The sequence below is a fragment of the Pseudomonas sp. 382 genome, from assembly GCF_002759075.1.
Lineage (GTDB): Bacteria > Pseudomonadota > Gammaproteobacteria > Pseudomonadales > Pseudomonadaceae > Aquipseudomonas > Aquipseudomonas vlassakiae.
Window position 1 is genome coordinate 360,948 of record NZ_PEMX01000002.1, and the last position, 14,610, is coordinate 375,557.

Sequence of the window (14,610 nt, forward strand, 5' to 3'; positions counted from 1 at the left end):
GTGCCCGCGAAAGGGCAGGTACAGGTTCAGCTCAACGCGAGCTCAACGCCGCATAGCTGTTCATCAGGTTGCGGTAGTTGGGGATCCGCTGCGACAACAGGTTGCCCAGCCCTTCGATGTCGTTGCGCCAGTCGCGGTGCAGCTCACAGGCCACCGAGAACCAGTTCATCATCTGTGCGCCCGCCTGGGTCATGCGCACCCACGCCGCCTGCTGCACGGTCTCGTTGAAGGTGCCCGAAGCATCGGTCACCACGAACACTTCAAAGCCCTCGGCCAGCGCCGACAACGTCGGGAACGCCACGCACACATCGGTCACCACACCCGCGATGATCAGCTGCTTGCGGCCAGTGGCCTTGATCGCCTTGACGAAGTCTTGGTTGTCCCAGGCATTGATCTGGCCTGGGCGAGCGATGTACGGCGCGTCCGGGAACATCTCTTTCAACTCCGGCACCAACGGGCCATTGGGGCCTTGCTCGAAGCTAGTGGTGAGAATGGTCGGCAGACCGAAGAACTTGGCCAGGTCGCCAAGGGCCAGCACGTTGTTCTTGAACTCGTTGGGCGAAAAGTCCTGCACCAGCGAAATCAGGCCAGTCTGGTGGTCGACCAGCAGGACCACGGCATCGTCCTTGTTCAGGCGCTTGTAATCAGGTTGGCTCATGGGGTGACTCCTTGGGTTGGGAAAACGGAGCGGGACTTACCGGGTGGCTTGTCCCAAGGGCTTATACCGGCGGATAGCGCCGGCTTAAGAAAATGCCTGTGCCAGGCGCCAGGCCTTGGGCGGTTGGCCGACCAGGCGGCTGAAGGCACGGGTGAAGTGGGCCTGGTCGCAGAAGCCGCACTCCAGGCTCACGTGGGTGATCGGCGCCTCGGTGACAAGCAGGCGCTTGGCCTTTTCCATGCGCGCCAACAGGCGCCAGGCCTGGGGCGAGAGGCCGGTATTGACCTTGAAGGCACGGGAAAAATGGCTGCGGGTGAGGTTGCATACAGCGGCGATTTCGATGATCGACAGCGAGCTGTGCAACATCAATTCCTTGGCCTGACGCAGCCGCGCGGGTGTCAGCGCGCCGGGAGTGTGCAGAAGCGCTTGGGGCGTCCCAGGGTGCATGGCGACTCTCCTGTTCAATGAAGAAAGTCTCGCCGCCGGGGCATGACAAAGTCCTGAGCCAAACCTGAATTGTTGTTAATTGTGCGCTGCTGGCCCTGGCCTTTTGGCCGATACCTTAAGATGCGTTTCTTACTCAGCTTCATGCCGCCACAAGCGGTCAGCATTCAAGGCGAAAGAGGTATGCAGGAAAACCACACCCAACGCACCGTGGCCATGGTGCTGTTCGATGATGTGCTGATGCTGGATGTGACCGGGCCGATGGATGCCTTTGCCATTGCCAACCGGTTCCTGCCTGAAGACCAGCATTATCGGTTGGTGACCGTGGCCGAAGGCCAGGGGACCATCCGCGGTTCTTGCGGCCTGAAGGTGATGGCCGACCTGCGCCTGGAGCAATTGCCAGCCCGCATCGACCTGCTGCTGGTACCGGGTGGGCCGGGGGCCTACCACGTCGCGCTGCCGGCGATCGAGCGTTGGCTGCCTGCCGCCGTTGACAGGGCACGGCGCTTCGGCGCGATCTGCACCGGGGCGTTCGTGCTCGGGCGTTCCGGGTTGCTCGACGGCTATCGCTGCACTACCCACTGGAACTACGTGGAGCGCCTGGCCCAGGCGTTTCCCGAGGCCAAGGTCGAGTCTGACCAGATCTACGTGATCGACCGCTGCCTGATCACTTCGGGAGGGATCACTGCAGGGATCGACCTGGCGCTGGCGGTGGTGGCCGAGGACCACGGCAAGGCGCTGGCCCTGGAGGTCGCCAAGGTGCTGCTGGTTGCCCGCCATCGCCAGGGCGGGCAGACGCCTTACGGGCCGCTGCTGGCCGCCGTACCGCGGGATGATTCGCCGATTGCCCGGGTGCAGGCCTATATCGTCGACCACATCGACCAGGCGTTCACCGTGCAGAAGATGGCCGACCTGGTGGCCATGAGCGGGCGCAACTTTGCCCGGACCTTTCAACGCGAGATCGGGATCACGCCGCTGCAGTACCTGCAGAATGCGCGGATCGACCAGGCGCGCAAGCTGCTCGAATGCGGCGATCTGCCGTTGAAGGTGGTGGCGACCCGATGCGGGTTTGGCAGTGACCGGCATATGCGCAAGGTGTTCTGCGAGCGGATCGGCATGACCCCGGCGCAGTATCGGGCGCAGTTTGGCTGCTTGTAGGAGCAGCTACTGTCTCTTTTTCAGGGACAATGTTTCTCCGTCCAGGCTTATTGTCTTGCCTTTCCCCAGCCTCCAGAATTGTCCGTCAAACTGTTCAAACGCTGCCCCGGCAGCTCATGGAGTACGAGCCAATGCCACACGAAGGCAGCCTTCTACAAACCGCGGTGATCTTCCTGCTCGCCGCAGTCGTCGCCGTCCCACTGGCCAAGCGCCTGCAACTGGGGGCCGTGATCGGTTACCTGCTCGCTGGCGTGGCCATCGGGCCTCAGGCCCTGGGCCTGATCCGCGATACCGAAAGCGTCGCGCACATTTCCGAACTGGGCGTGGTCCTGCTGCTTTTCATCATCGGCCTTGAGCTGTCGCCCAAGCGCCTGTGGCTGATGCGCAAGTCGGTATTCGGCGTCGGCACCGCACAGGTGCTGCTGACCGGCGCGGTGATCGGCGCCATTGCCCTGTTCGGTTTCGGCCAGTCGCTGCCGGCGGCGGTCGTGCTCGGCCTGGGCCTGGCGCTGTCGTCCACCGCACTCGGCTTGCAAAGTCTGGCCGAAACCAAGCAGCTCAATGCGCCCCATGGCCGCCTGGCGTTCGCCATACTGCTGTTCCAGGACATCGCCGCGATCCCGCTGATCGCACTGGTCCCGTTGCTGGCGGCCAGCGGCCCGGACACCAGCCACGGCGACAGCCTGCAACATGGCCTGAAGGTCTTCGCCAGTATCGCCGTGGTCATCATCGGCGGCCGCTACTTGCTGCGCCCGGTGTTCCGCACCGTGGCCCGCACCGGCCTGCCGGAAGTGTCCACCGCCACCGCGCTGCTGGTGGTGATCGGCACCGCCTGGCTGATGGAGGAAGCCGGCATTTCCATGGCCCTGGGCGCCTTTCTCGCCGGCCTGCTGCTGGCCGACTCGGAGTACCGCCACGAACTGGAATCGCAGATCGAGCCGTTCAAGGGCCTGCTGCTGGGGCTGTTCTTCATCAGCGTCGGCATGGGCGCCAATCTGAGTCTGCTGCTGGAAATGCCGCTGGTGCTGCTGGGCCTGACTCTGCTGCTGGTGGCGGTGAAGCTGGTGCTGCTAATCGCCGTCGGCCGCCTGGCCGGTGGCTTGAACAGCGCCAGCGCGCTGCGCCTGGGCATGGTGCTGGCTGCCGGTGGCGAATTCGCTTTCGTGGTGTTCAAGCTGGGCAAGGACCAGGGCCTGTTCGATACCCAGACCTACGACCTGCTGCTGATGACCATCACCCTGTCGATGGCCATCACCCCACTGCTGATGCTCGGCTGCGCCCGCGCCCTCAAGCGCCCGCAACCGGCGCGTGAAGTGCCCGAGCAGTACAAGGCCATCGACGCTGGCACACCGCGGGTGGTGATCGTCGGCATGGGCCGCATGGGCCAGATCGTCGCGCGCATCCTGCGGGCGCAGAAGATCCCGTTCATTGCCCTGGAAACCTCGGTGGACGCCATCGAGATGACGCGCATGTTCGAGCAAGTGCCGGTGTTCTATGGCGACCCCCTTCGCCCCGAGGTGCTGCATGCGGCCAAGGTCGGTGAGGCGGAGTACTTCATCATCACCATTGATGACCCTGAGGCCGCCATCCACACCGCAGACCGGGTGAAGCGCCAATATCCGCACCTGAAAGTGCTGGCCCGGGCGCGTAACCGCCAGCATGTGCACAAGCTGGCGGATGTCGGGGCCGAGCCGATTCGCGAGACGTTCTATTCAAGCCTGGAGATGACCCGTCGGGCGCTGGTCGGGCTGGGCTTGAGCGACGAGCAGGCGGCAGACCGGATCGAGCGGTTTGCCCAGCATGACGAGGAAGTGCTGGAGGCCCAGGGGCTTGTGCGCGATGACCGGGCCAAGGTGATGCAGACGGCCAAGGAGGCGCGGGTGGAATTGGCGCGGTTGTTTGATTCGGATGCGGATTGAGGGTTGGCGCTGTGATATGAGAAGAGGGCTTAGTCCCTCTTTTTCTGTGTTTGGATTCAGGAGGTAGGACAGGTGCCTGCCTCTGAACAGTGTCAGGGCTGACAGGTGCATGCCTGGATGGTTATGGCGCCTATGAGATCGAGCGCCGCCCGCGCGGCGCATCGCGGGCAAGCCCGCTCCCACATCTGTTTCCGGCCAATATCTCCTGTGAAGCCAACAGGGACCGCCTTGTTGGCATGGCGATACATCTCGGCGGGCGCTTATTCAGCTCCACCTGTCTCCAGTCATGCACCAAGGCAGACACAACTTCTTATCATCGGTCTCCAGTCATGCACCAAGGCGGCCCCTGTTGGCGGCACAGGAGTAACTGGCCTGAAACAGATGTGGGAGCGGGCTTGCCCGCGATGCGCCGCGCGGGCGGCGCTCGATCTCAAAGGCGCTGAAGAACTAATGGCATGCACCTGTCAGCCCTGACACGACCTCAAGACGGGTACATCGCAGCCATCACACAGCCAAACGAAAAAGGCCGACCCCGCAGTCGGGGTCGGCCTCTTGAAACAGAAATTCTCTCTACTACTTACCAGCAGTCAACGCGGTATAGCTGGTCATGAGATTGCGGTAATCCGGAATGTGGTTGGAGCACAGCGCCGCCAGCCCTTCGATGTCGTTGCGCCAGTCGCGGTGCAGCTCACAAGCCACGCCGAACCAGGTCATCAGCTGTGCACCGGCCCGGCTCATGCGGTCATGGGCAGCATCACGGGTCATTTCGTTAAAGGTGCCGGAAGCATCGGTCACCACGAATACTTCGAACTCTTCCTCCAGTGCCGCCAGCGCCGGGAACGCTACGCACACTTCGGTCACCACGCCGGCAATGATCAGTTGCTTCTTGCCAGTCGCCTTCACCGCCTTGACGAAGTCTTCGTTGTCCCAGGCATTGATCTGGCCAGGGCGGGCGATGTATGGGGCATCCGGGAACAACGCTTTCAGTTCTGGCACGAGCGGGCCGTTGGGGCCTTGCTCGAAGCTGGTGGTGAGGATGGTCGGCAGGTTGAAGAACTTGGCCAGGTCAGCCAGGGCCAGCACGTTGTTCTTGAATTTGTCCGGCTCGATGTCGCGGACCAGGGACAGCAGGCCCGCCTGATGATCGACCAGCAGGACGGCGGCGTCGTCTTTGTTCAGGCGGTTGTAGGTGAATTTGCTCATGGTCTGTGCTCCTAAGGTTTATGAATTTTTCAGCAATCTGAGGTGTTTCGCGTTGATGGGCACAGATTAAAATCATCACCTTTACAGCGGTAGACTGCGAAAATTGCCCTTAGCGTTCCATCTGGAGAACGATGATTGGAAGACCTCAATTCCCTCTACTACTTCACCCAAGTCGTGGAGCACGGTGGCTTCGCCCCGGCCGGGCGGGCGCTGGACATGCCCAAGTCGAAGCTCAGCCGGCGCATCGCCGACCTCGAAGACCGCCTCGGCGTGCGCCTGCTGCACCGCACCAGCCGCCATTGCTCGCTGACCGAGATCGGCCAGGCCTACTACAACCGCTGCCTGGCAATGCGCGTGGAAGCCGAAGGTGCAGCAGAGATCATCGAGCGCAACCGCAGCGAACCACGCGGGCTGGTGCGCATCAGTTGCCCGACCACCCTGCTCAACTCCTGGGTCGGGCCGATGCTGACCCGCTACATGCTCAAGTACCCGCAGGTCGAGCTGTTCATCGAGAGCACCAACCGCCGCGTCGACCTGCTGCACGAGGGCTTTGACATTGCCCTGCGGGTGCGCTTCCCGCCGCTGGAGAACACCGACATGGTGATGAAGGTGCTGAGCAACAGTACCCAGTGCCTGGTCGGCCAGCCGCAGTACCTGGAGCAGTTGCCCAAGGACTTCGACCCGCAGCTGCTCAGTACCCTGCCGAGCCTGCATTGGGGCAGCGCCCAGCGGGAGTATCAGTGGGAGCTGTTCCAGGGTGAAGACAGCAGCCGCAGCATCGTCATCCCGCATACCCCGCGCATGGTGACCGATGACCTGTTCGCCCTGCGCCACTTCGTAGTGGCCGGGGTGGGCATTGCGCACTTGCCGCGAGTCGCGGTGCGCGAGGACCTGGCGGCAGGAAGACTGGTGGAACTGATCCCGGACTGGCACCCACGCTGCGGCATCGTGCATGCGATCTTCCCGTCGCGGCGTGGGTTGCTGCCATCGGTGCGGGCGCTGATCGATCACCTGGCCGAGGAGTTTGCGATCAGCGACATGGCCTGACGTTCCTTTAGCAGTACGTCGACCAGCAGCGCCAGCACCACCGCCCCGGCTGCCACACCAAACAGCGCGCCATAGTGGCCATCCGTGGCGGCGAACAGCGCCGAATAACCGTAACCGGCAATGGCCTGGAAACTGGCGAACGAAACTGTCGCCCGGCTCCAGGTCGCGCTCTGCCGGGCGTGGCCTTCGACCAGCTGATGCACTCGCGCCAGCGCCAGCGGCACGATGCCCGGCGGGAACGAGCCGATCAGCAGCGCCGCAGCCCCCAACACACGCAGATCGTGACTACCCAGCAAGGCACCGAGCGCGGCCAGCTGCGCCAGCAGCACCAGACGAATGCCGGCGCGTGCCCCCAGGTGGTCGGCCAATAAACCATACAACACCGGACCGACAATCGCGCCCAGGCCATAGAGCCCCCACATGGCAGCGCCCGCATCAGAGCCTGCGCCCAGGCCCCGGCTCACGTAATCGACCAGGAACATCATCGGCGCCACCAACGCCGTGGCCATCAGGGCGTACTGCCCGAACAGTACGAGAATCGCAGGTGAAACTACCGATTGTGGCAATGCAGGTGCCGCTGGCTGAGGCCCATGCTCGGCGGGCCAGCCGGCCCAGCTGCTGAAGGTCAGCATTAGCGCCAACGCGGCCAGGCCCAGCCAGGTCTGTTGCAGACCTTTCTCCAGCAGCCAAGGCACCAGGCTTGCCGAAGCTGCAACGCCCAGGCCCAGGCCCAGGAAGATGGCGCCGCTGGCCAGGCCCCGCCGCGTGGCGCTGACATGGGGCAAAATGACGCTTGCCACCAGCACCATGATCACCCCGCCGGCCACGCCCGACAGCATACGCCAGGCAAAGAACCAGCCCACTGACAACGGCCAGGCACAGGCGAGGAAGGTCAGGCTTACCAGCACCATCATGCCGCGCAGCACCGTTGCGCCCGACCAACGCTTGGCCAGCGGCCGGCCAATCAGCGCGCCGACCAGATAGCCGGCCAGATTGGCTGCACCGAGATAGACCACTGCGGCATTGGCAAACCAGTGTGCATTGATCAGCGCCGGGATCAGTGGCGTATAAGCAAATCGTGCCAGGCCGATCCCAACCAGGCTGGCGCACAGCCCGGCCCAGATCGGCAACCAGGGCGCACGTTGAATCGAAGCGTTCATGATCTTCCCTTGCGCCCTGCTCGGCGCTTGCTGATGGTGATGGGAAAAGCATAAATTCGCCGAACGAAGAAATAACGCAGCGAGTTTTCATCTCTGCGCTGCATTTTTGCATCACCTGGAAAGGCTTCGATGAACTGGGACGACACCCGCGTGTTTCTGGCGTTGTGCCGCGAGCAAACCTTGCGTGGAGCCGCTCGCAGCCTGGGCGTAGACCAGGCTACCGTCGGCCGCCGACTCGCTTCGCTGGAAGGCGCGCTGGATGCCACGCTGTTCCTGCGCACCTCCAGCGGTTATTCGCTGACCAGCGCCGGCGAGGTCGCAATGCGAGCTGCGCTGGAGATGGAGGCCGCCGCCGCCGGCCTGCAGCGGCAGATACTTGGCCTGGATGAACGCCTCAGCGGCGTGGTGCGCATCACCAGTACGGATGCTTTTGCATCGGAATTCATCATCCCGGCGGCGGCGCAGTTGCGCTTGGAACACCCAGGGATCGAGGTGCAACTGCACGCATCCACGCAGATGCTCAACCTCAGCCAGCGCGAGGCGGATATCGCCGTGCGCACACTCAAGCCGGACAACCCCGAGCTGGTCGTGCGACGCCTGGCACGCTGGCGCACCGGATTATTCGCTTCGCATGAGTATCTGCAGCGGCGTGGCGAGCCTACACCGGGCAGTGCGTTCGCCGGGCATGAACTGGTGGTGTATCAGCCGTATCTGGACAGTGGCAAGGAGGTGACACTGGCCGGTGAGCCGATTGACCAAGGGCGCATCGCCATGACCTGTACCTCAGGACTGATGGTGTGCCACGCGCTGACCTGCGGAACAGGCCTGGGTGAACTCCCCGTGCCGATGGGGCAACGGGCGGGCTTGCAGCAGGTCTGGACTCACGGCAGGCCTTACGACATCTGGCTGGTGACCCATCAGGATGTGCGTCATACGGCAAGGGTGCGGGTGGTGATCGAGGCGATTGCGCAGGCCTTCCGCCAATAGCTCGCTTCGCATAGGGGCTGCAACAGGTAGCCCCAACGCCAGCACACGCGTGCAAGACCCTTGGCCTGCTATTGCGCCACAGTCCCGGATCATCCCCCTCGGAGCCCCCATGATCCGCGCCAACCACGGGCCAGGCCGCGCCCTGTTCGTCACCCTCGCCCTCTGCCCCGCCATTGCCCAGGCAGATGAACCCGGCTGGTCGCTGCTCAGCCGCAACTACTTCCTGCACAGCGACTTTCGCTCGCCCTCCGCCAGCGGCCAGAACTACCGCCAGGAATGGGCCCAGGGTTTCATCGGCGAGGTTCGCTCAGGTTTCACCGAGGGCACGCTCGGCGTCGGCCTCGATGCCCACGGTTTCCTCGGCCTCAAGCTCGACGGCGGCCGCGGCCACGCCGGCACCGGCCTGCTGCCCCGGGACAGCGATGGTCGCGCCGAGTCCGACTACGCCAGTGCTGGCGCCGCGCTCAAGCTACGCCTGGGCAACACCCGGCTGCACTACGGCGAGATGATGGTGGAGACGCCTGTGTTCGACACAGGCGACAAACGTCTGCACCCTGAATACGCTACCGGCTGGTTGCTGGAGAACACAGATCTGCCCGGTTGGCGTTTGCAGGCAGGTCGTTTCACTGCCTTCAACAACCAGGACAATAGCGCGACGCATGATGATTTCACTGGCTATGGCGCGACGACGGATAATCGGGCCATCAGCCTGGCCGGTGCCGCCTTCGCGCCGCACGGCCCGTTCGGTGGCGCGTTGTACGCCGGCGAGCTGGAAGACACCTGGCGCCAGGCCTACCTCAACCTGAACCTGGCCGAAGGCAATTGGCGCCTGGACGGCAACATCTACAAGACCCGCGATACCGGTAACGCCAGCGCAGGAGCAATCGACACCCTCGCGTACAGTGTGCTGGCTAAATACAGCTTCGGCGCTCAGGCGCTGAGCGTGGCTTACCAGAAGGTCGAGGGAAAGACCCCGTTCGACTTCGTCGGCGGCGATTCCATCTACCTGGCCAACTCGATCAAGTATGCCGACTTCAATGGCCCCGGCGAACGCTCGTGGCAACTGCGCTACGACCTCAATTTCGCCACCCTCGGCATGCCCGGCCTGAGCCTGATGGGCCGCTACGTCAGTGGCCGCGGCATCGATGGCAGCCATGCACCTGCAGGTGGCGCCTACGTGGACCAGTACGGCCAGGGCGGCAAGCACTGGGAACGCGACATCGACCTGAAATACGTGGTGCAGTCGGGCGCAGCCAAAGACCTCAGCCTGTCGTTTTCACACGTCAGCCACAGAGCCAACCAGGCCCAGGCCGGCGATGACATCGACCGTATCTACCTGATCATCGAGTATCCGCTCAAAGGCAGTTTCTGACCTTGACGGTCAGCAGACGGCGCTGATTGCTGAGGCTGGGCAGATGCAAAAAAAAGGGGCCTTGACGGCCCCTTCCTTTCGACATCACATCAGCCTAGAACGCAAAGCACGAGCAACCCAGCGCACCCCAGAAGCCCTGGAAGTCATTTACTGGCACACTCGACTTACGCGCCTTGTCATGGCTGTGCGCATGCACCCCACACGGCCCCGAGCACTGATGCACGGCTGCCGCCAGCGACGGCGTGCCTGCACGCCAGTGCCCTGGGACTTTGGTCACCGGCGACCATTCTGGCAGCACCGGCACTTGCGGCGGGCCGAGCTTGTCGAATTCGGCCGCGCCGTACACCACCTTGCCATCAACCACGGTCAGCACCGACTCGATGCCCTTGATCGCTTCCTCATCGACACTGAAGAAGTCCAGCGACAGTGCCGCCAGGTCGGCCAGCTGGCCCACCTTGATCTGGCCCTTCTTGCCCTGCTCGCTGGAGAACCAGGCACTGCCCTGGGTGAACAGCTGCAGTGCGGTTTCGCGGTCCAGGCCTTCCTTGTACAACTCCATACCGCCAACCGTTTTGCCACTGACCAGCCAATACAGCGAAGTCCACGGGTTGTAGCTGGACACGCGGGTGGCGTCGGTACCGGCACCCACCGGCACGCCCATCTCGAGCATGCGTTTGATCGGCGGGGTCTGCTCGGCAGCCTTGGCGCCGTAACGGTCGACGAAGTACTCGCCCTGGAAGGCCATGCGGTCCTGGATGGCGATGCCGCCGCCCAGCGCACGCACGCGCTCGATGTTTTGCGCAGTGATGGTTTCGGCGTGGTCGAAGAACCACGGCAGGCCGTTGAACGGGATGTCACGATTGACCTTCTCGAACACGTCGAGCATGCGCGTGATCGATTCGTTGTAGGTCGCGTGCAGGCGGAACGGCCAGCGCTGCTCGACCAAGTGGCGCACCACCGGTTCCAGCTCTTCTTCCATGGTCTGCGGCAGGTCCGGGCGCGGCTCGAGGAAGTCCTCGAAGTCGGCGGCGGAGAACACCAGCATCTCGCCAGCGCCGTTGTGGCGCAGGAAGTCGGTGCCGCTGTGCAGCTTGACGCTGGAGGTCCATTTGCGGAAGTCGTCCAGCTCTTCCTTGGGCTTCTGGGTGAACAGGTTGTAGGCGATGCGAACGGTCAGCTGATTGTTGTCGGCCAGCTCCTGGATCACCGAATAGTCGTCGGGGAAGTTCTGATAACCGCCACCGGCGTCGATCGCACTGGTCAGCCCCAGGCGGTTCAGCTCGCGCATGAACTGGCGGGTGGAGTTGATCTGGTACTCCAGTGGCAGCTTCGGCCCCTTGGCCAGGGTAGCGTAGAGGATCATCGCGTTGGGGCGGGCGATGAGCATGCCGGTCGGGTTGCCGAACTTGTCGCGCTGGATCTCGCCACCCGGGGGGTTTGGCGTGGTCTTGTCGTAACCGACAGCCTTGAGCGCGGCGCGGTTGAGCAGCGCACGATCGTACAGGTGCAGCAGGAATACCGGGGTGTCCGGGGCGGCCTGGTTGATTTCCTCCAGCGTCGGCATGCGTTTTTCGGCGAACTGGAATTCGTTCCAGCCACCGACCACGCGCACCCATTGCGGCGTCGGTGTACGCGCGGCCTGGTCCTTGAGCATGCGCAAGGCATCGGCCACCGACGGCACGCCTTCCCAGCGCAGTTCCAGGTTGTAGTTCAGGCCACCCCGGATCAGGTGCAGGTGCGAGTCGTTAAGGCCGGGGATGACCGTGCGCTGCTTGAGGTCGATGATCTGCGTGGCGCTGCCCTTGTGGGCCATGGCCTCGGCGTCGTTGCCCACGGCGATGAAGCGGCCATCCTTGATGGCAACGGCAGTGGCGGTGGGCTTTTCGCGATCAACGGTGTGCAGTTTGCCGTTGAACAGAATCAGGTCGGCGGTCATGGAACCTCCTTGGGTGGATGCGTGGGCGGAACCGGCTTGGCCGGTAAAGGGCAATGCGGACCAGAGGGCGCCGGCGGCACCTAGCACGGTGCTGGTGGTGAGGAACTGGCGACGGGTCTTGTCGTTGCGGTCCTGGGACATGGGCTTCTCCGTCTGGGTGCGGCGGCGGCAGGCGCAACTGCAGAGCATGCCGGCTGATACAGGGTCAGGGCTTGGATGGATGTGCGGTGAGCTAGAAGGTTAGCCCTGTTCAGGTTTTATGCAGCCATGGCCGGCCTCTTCGCGGGTGAACCCGCTCCCCCGGTTACTGCTTTCCCCGTGGGAGCGGGTTCACCCGCGAATGCCTTGCACAATTACTTCTGCAGGAACGCCAGCAAGTCCTCGTTCAGTTGCTGGGCATGGGTCACCGCGAACCCGTGCGGCGCACCGGCATACACCTTCAGCTCAGCCCCGCGAATCAGCTCCGCGGCCCGCTTGCCGGTGGCTTCGAACGGCACGATCTGGTCGTCATCGCCATGGATCACCAGGGTTGGCACATCGATCTTGGCCATGTCCGGGCGGAAGTCGGTCTGCGAAAATGCGGTCACGCAATCCAGGGTGCCCTTGATCGAAGCCATCAGCGCAATGTTCAGCGTCTGAGTCTGCACGCCCTGGGACACCTGCTGGCCATGGTTCAGGCCGTAGAACGGCGTGGCAAAATCGGCAATGAACTGCGCACGGTCAGCACGCAGGCCAGCAACGATACCTTCGAATACCGACAGGTCGACGCCTTCCGGGTTGTCATCACGCTTGCCGAACACCGGCGTCACCGCACCCAACAACACCAGGCCCGCTACCCGCTCGCTGCCGTGGCGGGCAATGTAGCGGCTGACATCACCGCCACCCATCGAGAAGCCCACCAGGGTCACTTCACGCAGGTCGAGGTGTTCGATCAGCTGGGCGATGTCGTCGGCGAAGGTGTCGTAGTCGTAGCCGGTCCACGGCTGGCTCGAACGGCCGAAGCCACGGCGGTCGAAAGCGATCGCGCGGTAACCGCGGCTGGCCAGGAACTCCATCTGCGAGTCCCACATGTCGGCGTCCAGTGGCCAGCCGTGGCTGAACAGCACCGGTTTGCCGCTGCCCCAGTCCTTGTAATAGATCGAAGTGCCGTCGCGGGTAACGAGAGTGGTCATGTCGGTATCTCCTTGAAAGTCTGCAGTTGAAAGCGTCGATGAAGGCGTTGGCTCAACCGCGCAGCCAGGTGGCGCAGCGGCGGGTTACCCAAGGCATGATGTAGAACACCACGGGCAGGATGACGAACAGGTTGCCGATCAGGTTGCCGCTGATCGGGCCGCCGAGCTGCGGGAAACGCGCGAAAAACGGCGCCAGCAGCTGCGGAACGACCATGGTCATCGGGCAGATCACCAGGTAAGTCAGCAGCGCCTGCTTCCAGCGCGGCGGTTGCGCCGCGTTGACGCTCGGCGGGGTGAACCAGAACTCTGGATCGTCGTGCACCTGGGTTTGGTCACCGCCGTCGAGCAACGGCAACACTTCGTTGACCAGCGCCTGACGTTCGGCCGAGTTGACCCAGGCCTGCAGCAGACCTGCGTCGGCGAAGCGCACCACGGTAGTGAAGTGCAGCCCGCCTTCGTCAGGGCGGATTACGTTGACGTCCAGGTGCCCCGGCTGCCTGCGGGCGGCACTGACGGTGCGCTTGAGCCACGCTTCGTAGGCCGCCAGCGACTCGGCACGGGCCTTGTGCTGGATGACCAGGGTCACCACGTTGCGGTTGTCTTGGAGTGCGGTGTTCATCGGCGTTCCTTGGGATGAGCTTGCCCGCATCCACTTTGCAACGGCGGACGGGCGGAGGATTGGATGGGTGTGCTGCCCTTGCCGGGCACCGCCTGGCGGTGCCCGGGAAAGCGGCTTACTTGCTGGCGTTGAAGGCGTTGTAGCTGGTCATCAGGTTGCGGTAGTCCGGGATGTGGTTGGAGCACAGCGCGGCCAGGCCTTCGATGTCGTTGCGCCAGTCGCGGTGCAGCTCACAGGCCACGCCGAACCAGGTCATCAGTTGCGCACCGGCCCGGCTCATGCGGTCATGGGCGGCATCGCGGGTCATGGCGTTGAAGGTGCCGGAAGCGTCGGTGACGACGAACACGTCGAACTCTTCTTCCAGCGCAGCCAGCGCCGGGAAGGCTACACAGACTTCAGTCACCACGCCGGCAATGATCAGCTGTTTCTTGCCAGTGGCCTTCACCGCCTTGACGAAGTCTTCATTGTCCCAGGCGTTGATCTGGCCTGGGCGGGCGATGTACGGCGCGTCCGGGAACAGTGCTTTCAGCTCCGGCACCAGCGGGCCGTTGGGGCCTTGCTCGAAGCTGGTGGTGAGGATGGTCGGCAGGTTGAAGAACTTGGCCAGGTCGGCCAGGGCCAGGACGTTGTTCTTGAACGCGTCCGGTTCAATGTCGCGGACCAGGGACAGCAGGCCAGCCTGGTGGTCGACCAGCAGAACGGCGGCGTCGTCTTTGTTCAGGCGGTTGTATTTGAAGTTGGTCATGGTGGTAGCTCCTAAGGGTTTTGATGTTCAGTAAGTTGGGTGTTTCGCGTTGATGGGAGAAGATTAAAACCAACACCTTTGACGCGGTAGATAGTGTTTTTTGGCTTTAGCGTTCCATTTAAAGAACGATCAAGTGGCAGTGGCTTTGCTGGCCTCATTGCTTGCCCGACCAAGCTGCTCTATTACTACG

General features: G+C 63.3%; 13 protein-coding genes. 5 read left to right on the top strand and 8 right to left on the bottom strand.

Annotated features, from left to right (window positions below; all coding sequences use genetic code 11):
• Positions 1-31: 31 nt before the first annotated feature.
• Positions 32-658 carry an isochorismate family cysteine hydrolase YcaC gene (ycaC, locus tag CQW31_RS04720; RefSeq protein WP_054886474.1) on the bottom strand — a complete coding sequence of 209 codons (627 nt, stop codon included), beginning with the start codon at positions 656-658 and terminating at the stop codon, positions 32-34.
• 84 nt (positions 659-742) lie between these two features.
• On the bottom strand, positions 743-1,105 hold the full coding sequence (locus CQW31_RS04725; protein WP_054886475.1) for an AraC family transcriptional regulator: 363 nt from the start codon (positions 1,103-1,105) through the stop codon (positions 743-745).
• 180 nt (positions 1,106-1,285) lie between these two features.
• Between CQW31_RS04725 and CQW31_RS04730 the strand changes: the two genes are divergently transcribed.
• Positions 1,286-2,260: a GlxA family transcriptional regulator gene (locus CQW31_RS04730; protein ID WP_249342214.1), complete on the top strand. Its 975-nt coding sequence runs from the start codon at positions 1,286-1,288 to the stop codon at positions 2,258-2,260.
• Between the two features lie 131 nt (positions 2,261-2,391).
• Entirely contained in the window at positions 2,392-4,179 is a 1,788-nt protein-coding gene (locus tag CQW31_RS04735; RefSeq protein ID WP_099813901.1) for a monovalent cation:proton antiporter-2 (CPA2) family protein, read from the top strand.
• A gap of 573 nt (positions 4,180-4,752) precedes the next feature.
• On the opposite strand, the gene ycaC (CQW31_RS04750) is transcribed toward CQW31_RS04735, so the two are convergent.
• On the bottom strand, positions 4,753-5,382 hold the full coding sequence (gene ycaC / locus CQW31_RS04750) for an isochorismate family cysteine hydrolase YcaC (RefSeq protein WP_099813902.1): 630 nt from the start codon (positions 5,380-5,382) through the stop codon (positions 4,753-4,755).
• A 135-nt stretch (positions 5,383-5,517) separates the two neighbouring features.
• Here ycaC (CQW31_RS04750) and CQW31_RS04755 point away from each other — a divergent pair, with 135 nt between their 5' ends.
• On the top strand, positions 5,518-6,429 hold the full coding sequence (locus CQW31_RS04755; protein WP_054887115.1) for a LysR substrate-binding domain-containing protein: 912 nt from the start codon (positions 5,518-5,520) through the stop codon (positions 6,427-6,429).
• Here the strand turns inward: CQW31_RS04755 and CQW31_RS04760 are convergent.
• A complete protein-coding gene (locus CQW31_RS04760; RefSeq protein WP_099813903.1) occupies positions 6,390-7,589 on the bottom strand; it encodes a YbfB/YjiJ family MFS transporter in 1,200 nt (399 codons plus the stop codon). The two genes, CQW31_RS04755 and CQW31_RS04760, sit on opposite strands and share 40 nt — an antisense overlap.
• 129 nt (positions 7,590-7,718) lie before the next feature.
• Between CQW31_RS04760 and CQW31_RS04765 the strand changes: the two genes are divergently transcribed.
• Both CQW31_RS04765 and CQW31_RS04770 read left to right on the top strand, forming a co-directional pair.
• A complete protein-coding gene (locus tag CQW31_RS04765; protein WP_054887117.1) occupies positions 7,719-8,576 on the top strand; it encodes a LysR family transcriptional regulator in 858 nt (285 codons plus the stop codon).
• Positions 8,577-8,685: 109 nt separating this feature from the next.
• Positions 8,686-9,948: an OprD family porin gene (locus CQW31_RS04770; protein WP_099813904.1), complete on the top strand. Its 1,263-nt coding sequence runs from the start codon at positions 8,686-8,688 to the stop codon at positions 9,946-9,948.
• Between the two features lie 94 nt (positions 9,949-10,042).
• On the opposite strand, the gene CQW31_RS04775 is transcribed toward CQW31_RS04770, so the two are convergent.
• From CQW31_RS04775 to ycaC (CQW31_RS04790), 4 genes are all read right to left on the bottom strand, one after another.
• On the bottom strand, positions 10,043-12,025 hold the full coding sequence (locus CQW31_RS04775) for an amidohydrolase (RefSeq protein WP_099813905.1): 1,983 nt from the start codon (positions 12,023-12,025) through the stop codon (positions 10,043-10,045).
• Between the two features lie 212 nt (positions 12,026-12,237).
• Positions 12,238-13,056: an alpha/beta fold hydrolase gene (locus tag CQW31_RS04780; RefSeq protein WP_054887120.1), complete on the bottom strand. Its 819-nt coding sequence runs from the start codon at positions 13,054-13,056 to the stop codon at positions 12,238-12,240.
• A 52-nt stretch (positions 13,057-13,108) separates the two neighbouring features.
• Complete coding sequence (locus CQW31_RS04785) at positions 13,109-13,675, bottom strand: antibiotic biosynthesis monooxygenase (RefSeq protein ID WP_099813906.1); 567 nt, start codon at positions 13,673-13,675, stop codon at positions 13,109-13,111.
• Between the two features lie 115 nt (positions 13,676-13,790).
• A complete protein-coding gene (gene ycaC, locus CQW31_RS04790) occupies positions 13,791-14,420 on the bottom strand; it encodes an isochorismate family cysteine hydrolase YcaC (protein ID WP_054887122.1) in 630 nt (209 codons plus the stop codon).
• Positions 14,421-14,610: the final 190 nt, after the last annotated feature.

What these genes read in the sequence shown, in the direction of transcription:
- ycaC (WP_054886474.1), bottom strand. Translation starts at nt 658, where the DNA reads ATGAGCCAACCTGATTACAAGCGCCTGAACAAGGACGATGCCGTGGTC.
- CQW31_RS04725 (WP_054886475.1), bottom strand. Translation starts at nt 1,105, where the DNA reads ATGCACCCTGGGACGCCCCAAGCGCTTCTGCACACTCCCGGCGCGCTG.
- CQW31_RS04730 (WP_249342214.1), top strand. Translation starts at nt 1,286, where the DNA reads ATGCAGGAAAACCACACCCAACGCACCGTGGCCATGGTGCTGTTCGAT.
- CQW31_RS04735 (WP_099813901.1), top strand. Translation starts at nt 2,392, where the DNA reads ATGCCACACGAAGGCAGCCTTCTACAAACCGCGGTGATCTTCCTGCTC.
- ycaC (WP_099813902.1), bottom strand. Translation starts at nt 5,382, where the DNA reads ATGAGCAAATTCACCTACAACCGCCTGAACAAAGACGACGCCGCCGTC.
- CQW31_RS04760 (WP_099813903.1), bottom strand. Translation starts at nt 7,589, where the DNA reads ATGAACGCTTCGATTCAACGTGCGCCCTGGTTGCCGATCTGGGCCGGG.
- CQW31_RS04765 (WP_054887117.1), top strand. Translation starts at nt 7,719, where the DNA reads ATGAACTGGGACGACACCCGCGTGTTTCTGGCGTTGTGCCGCGAGCAA.
- CQW31_RS04770 (WP_099813904.1), top strand. Translation starts at nt 8,686, where the DNA reads ATGATCCGCGCCAACCACGGGCCAGGCCGCGCCCTGTTCGTCACCCTC.
- CQW31_RS04775 (WP_099813905.1), bottom strand. Translation starts at nt 12,025, where the DNA reads ATGTCCCAGGACCGCAACGACAAGACCCGTCGCCAGTTCCTCACCACC.
- CQW31_RS04780 (WP_054887120.1), bottom strand. Translation starts at nt 13,056, where the DNA reads ATGACCACTCTCGTTACCCGCGACGGCACTTCGATCTATTACAAGGAC.
- CQW31_RS04785 (WP_099813906.1), bottom strand. Translation starts at nt 13,675, where the DNA reads ATGAACACCGCACTCCAAGACAACCGCAACGTGGTGACCCTGGTCATC.
- ycaC (WP_054887122.1), bottom strand. Translation starts at nt 14,420, where the DNA reads ATGACCAACTTCAAATACAACCGCCTGAACAAAGACGACGCCGCCGTT.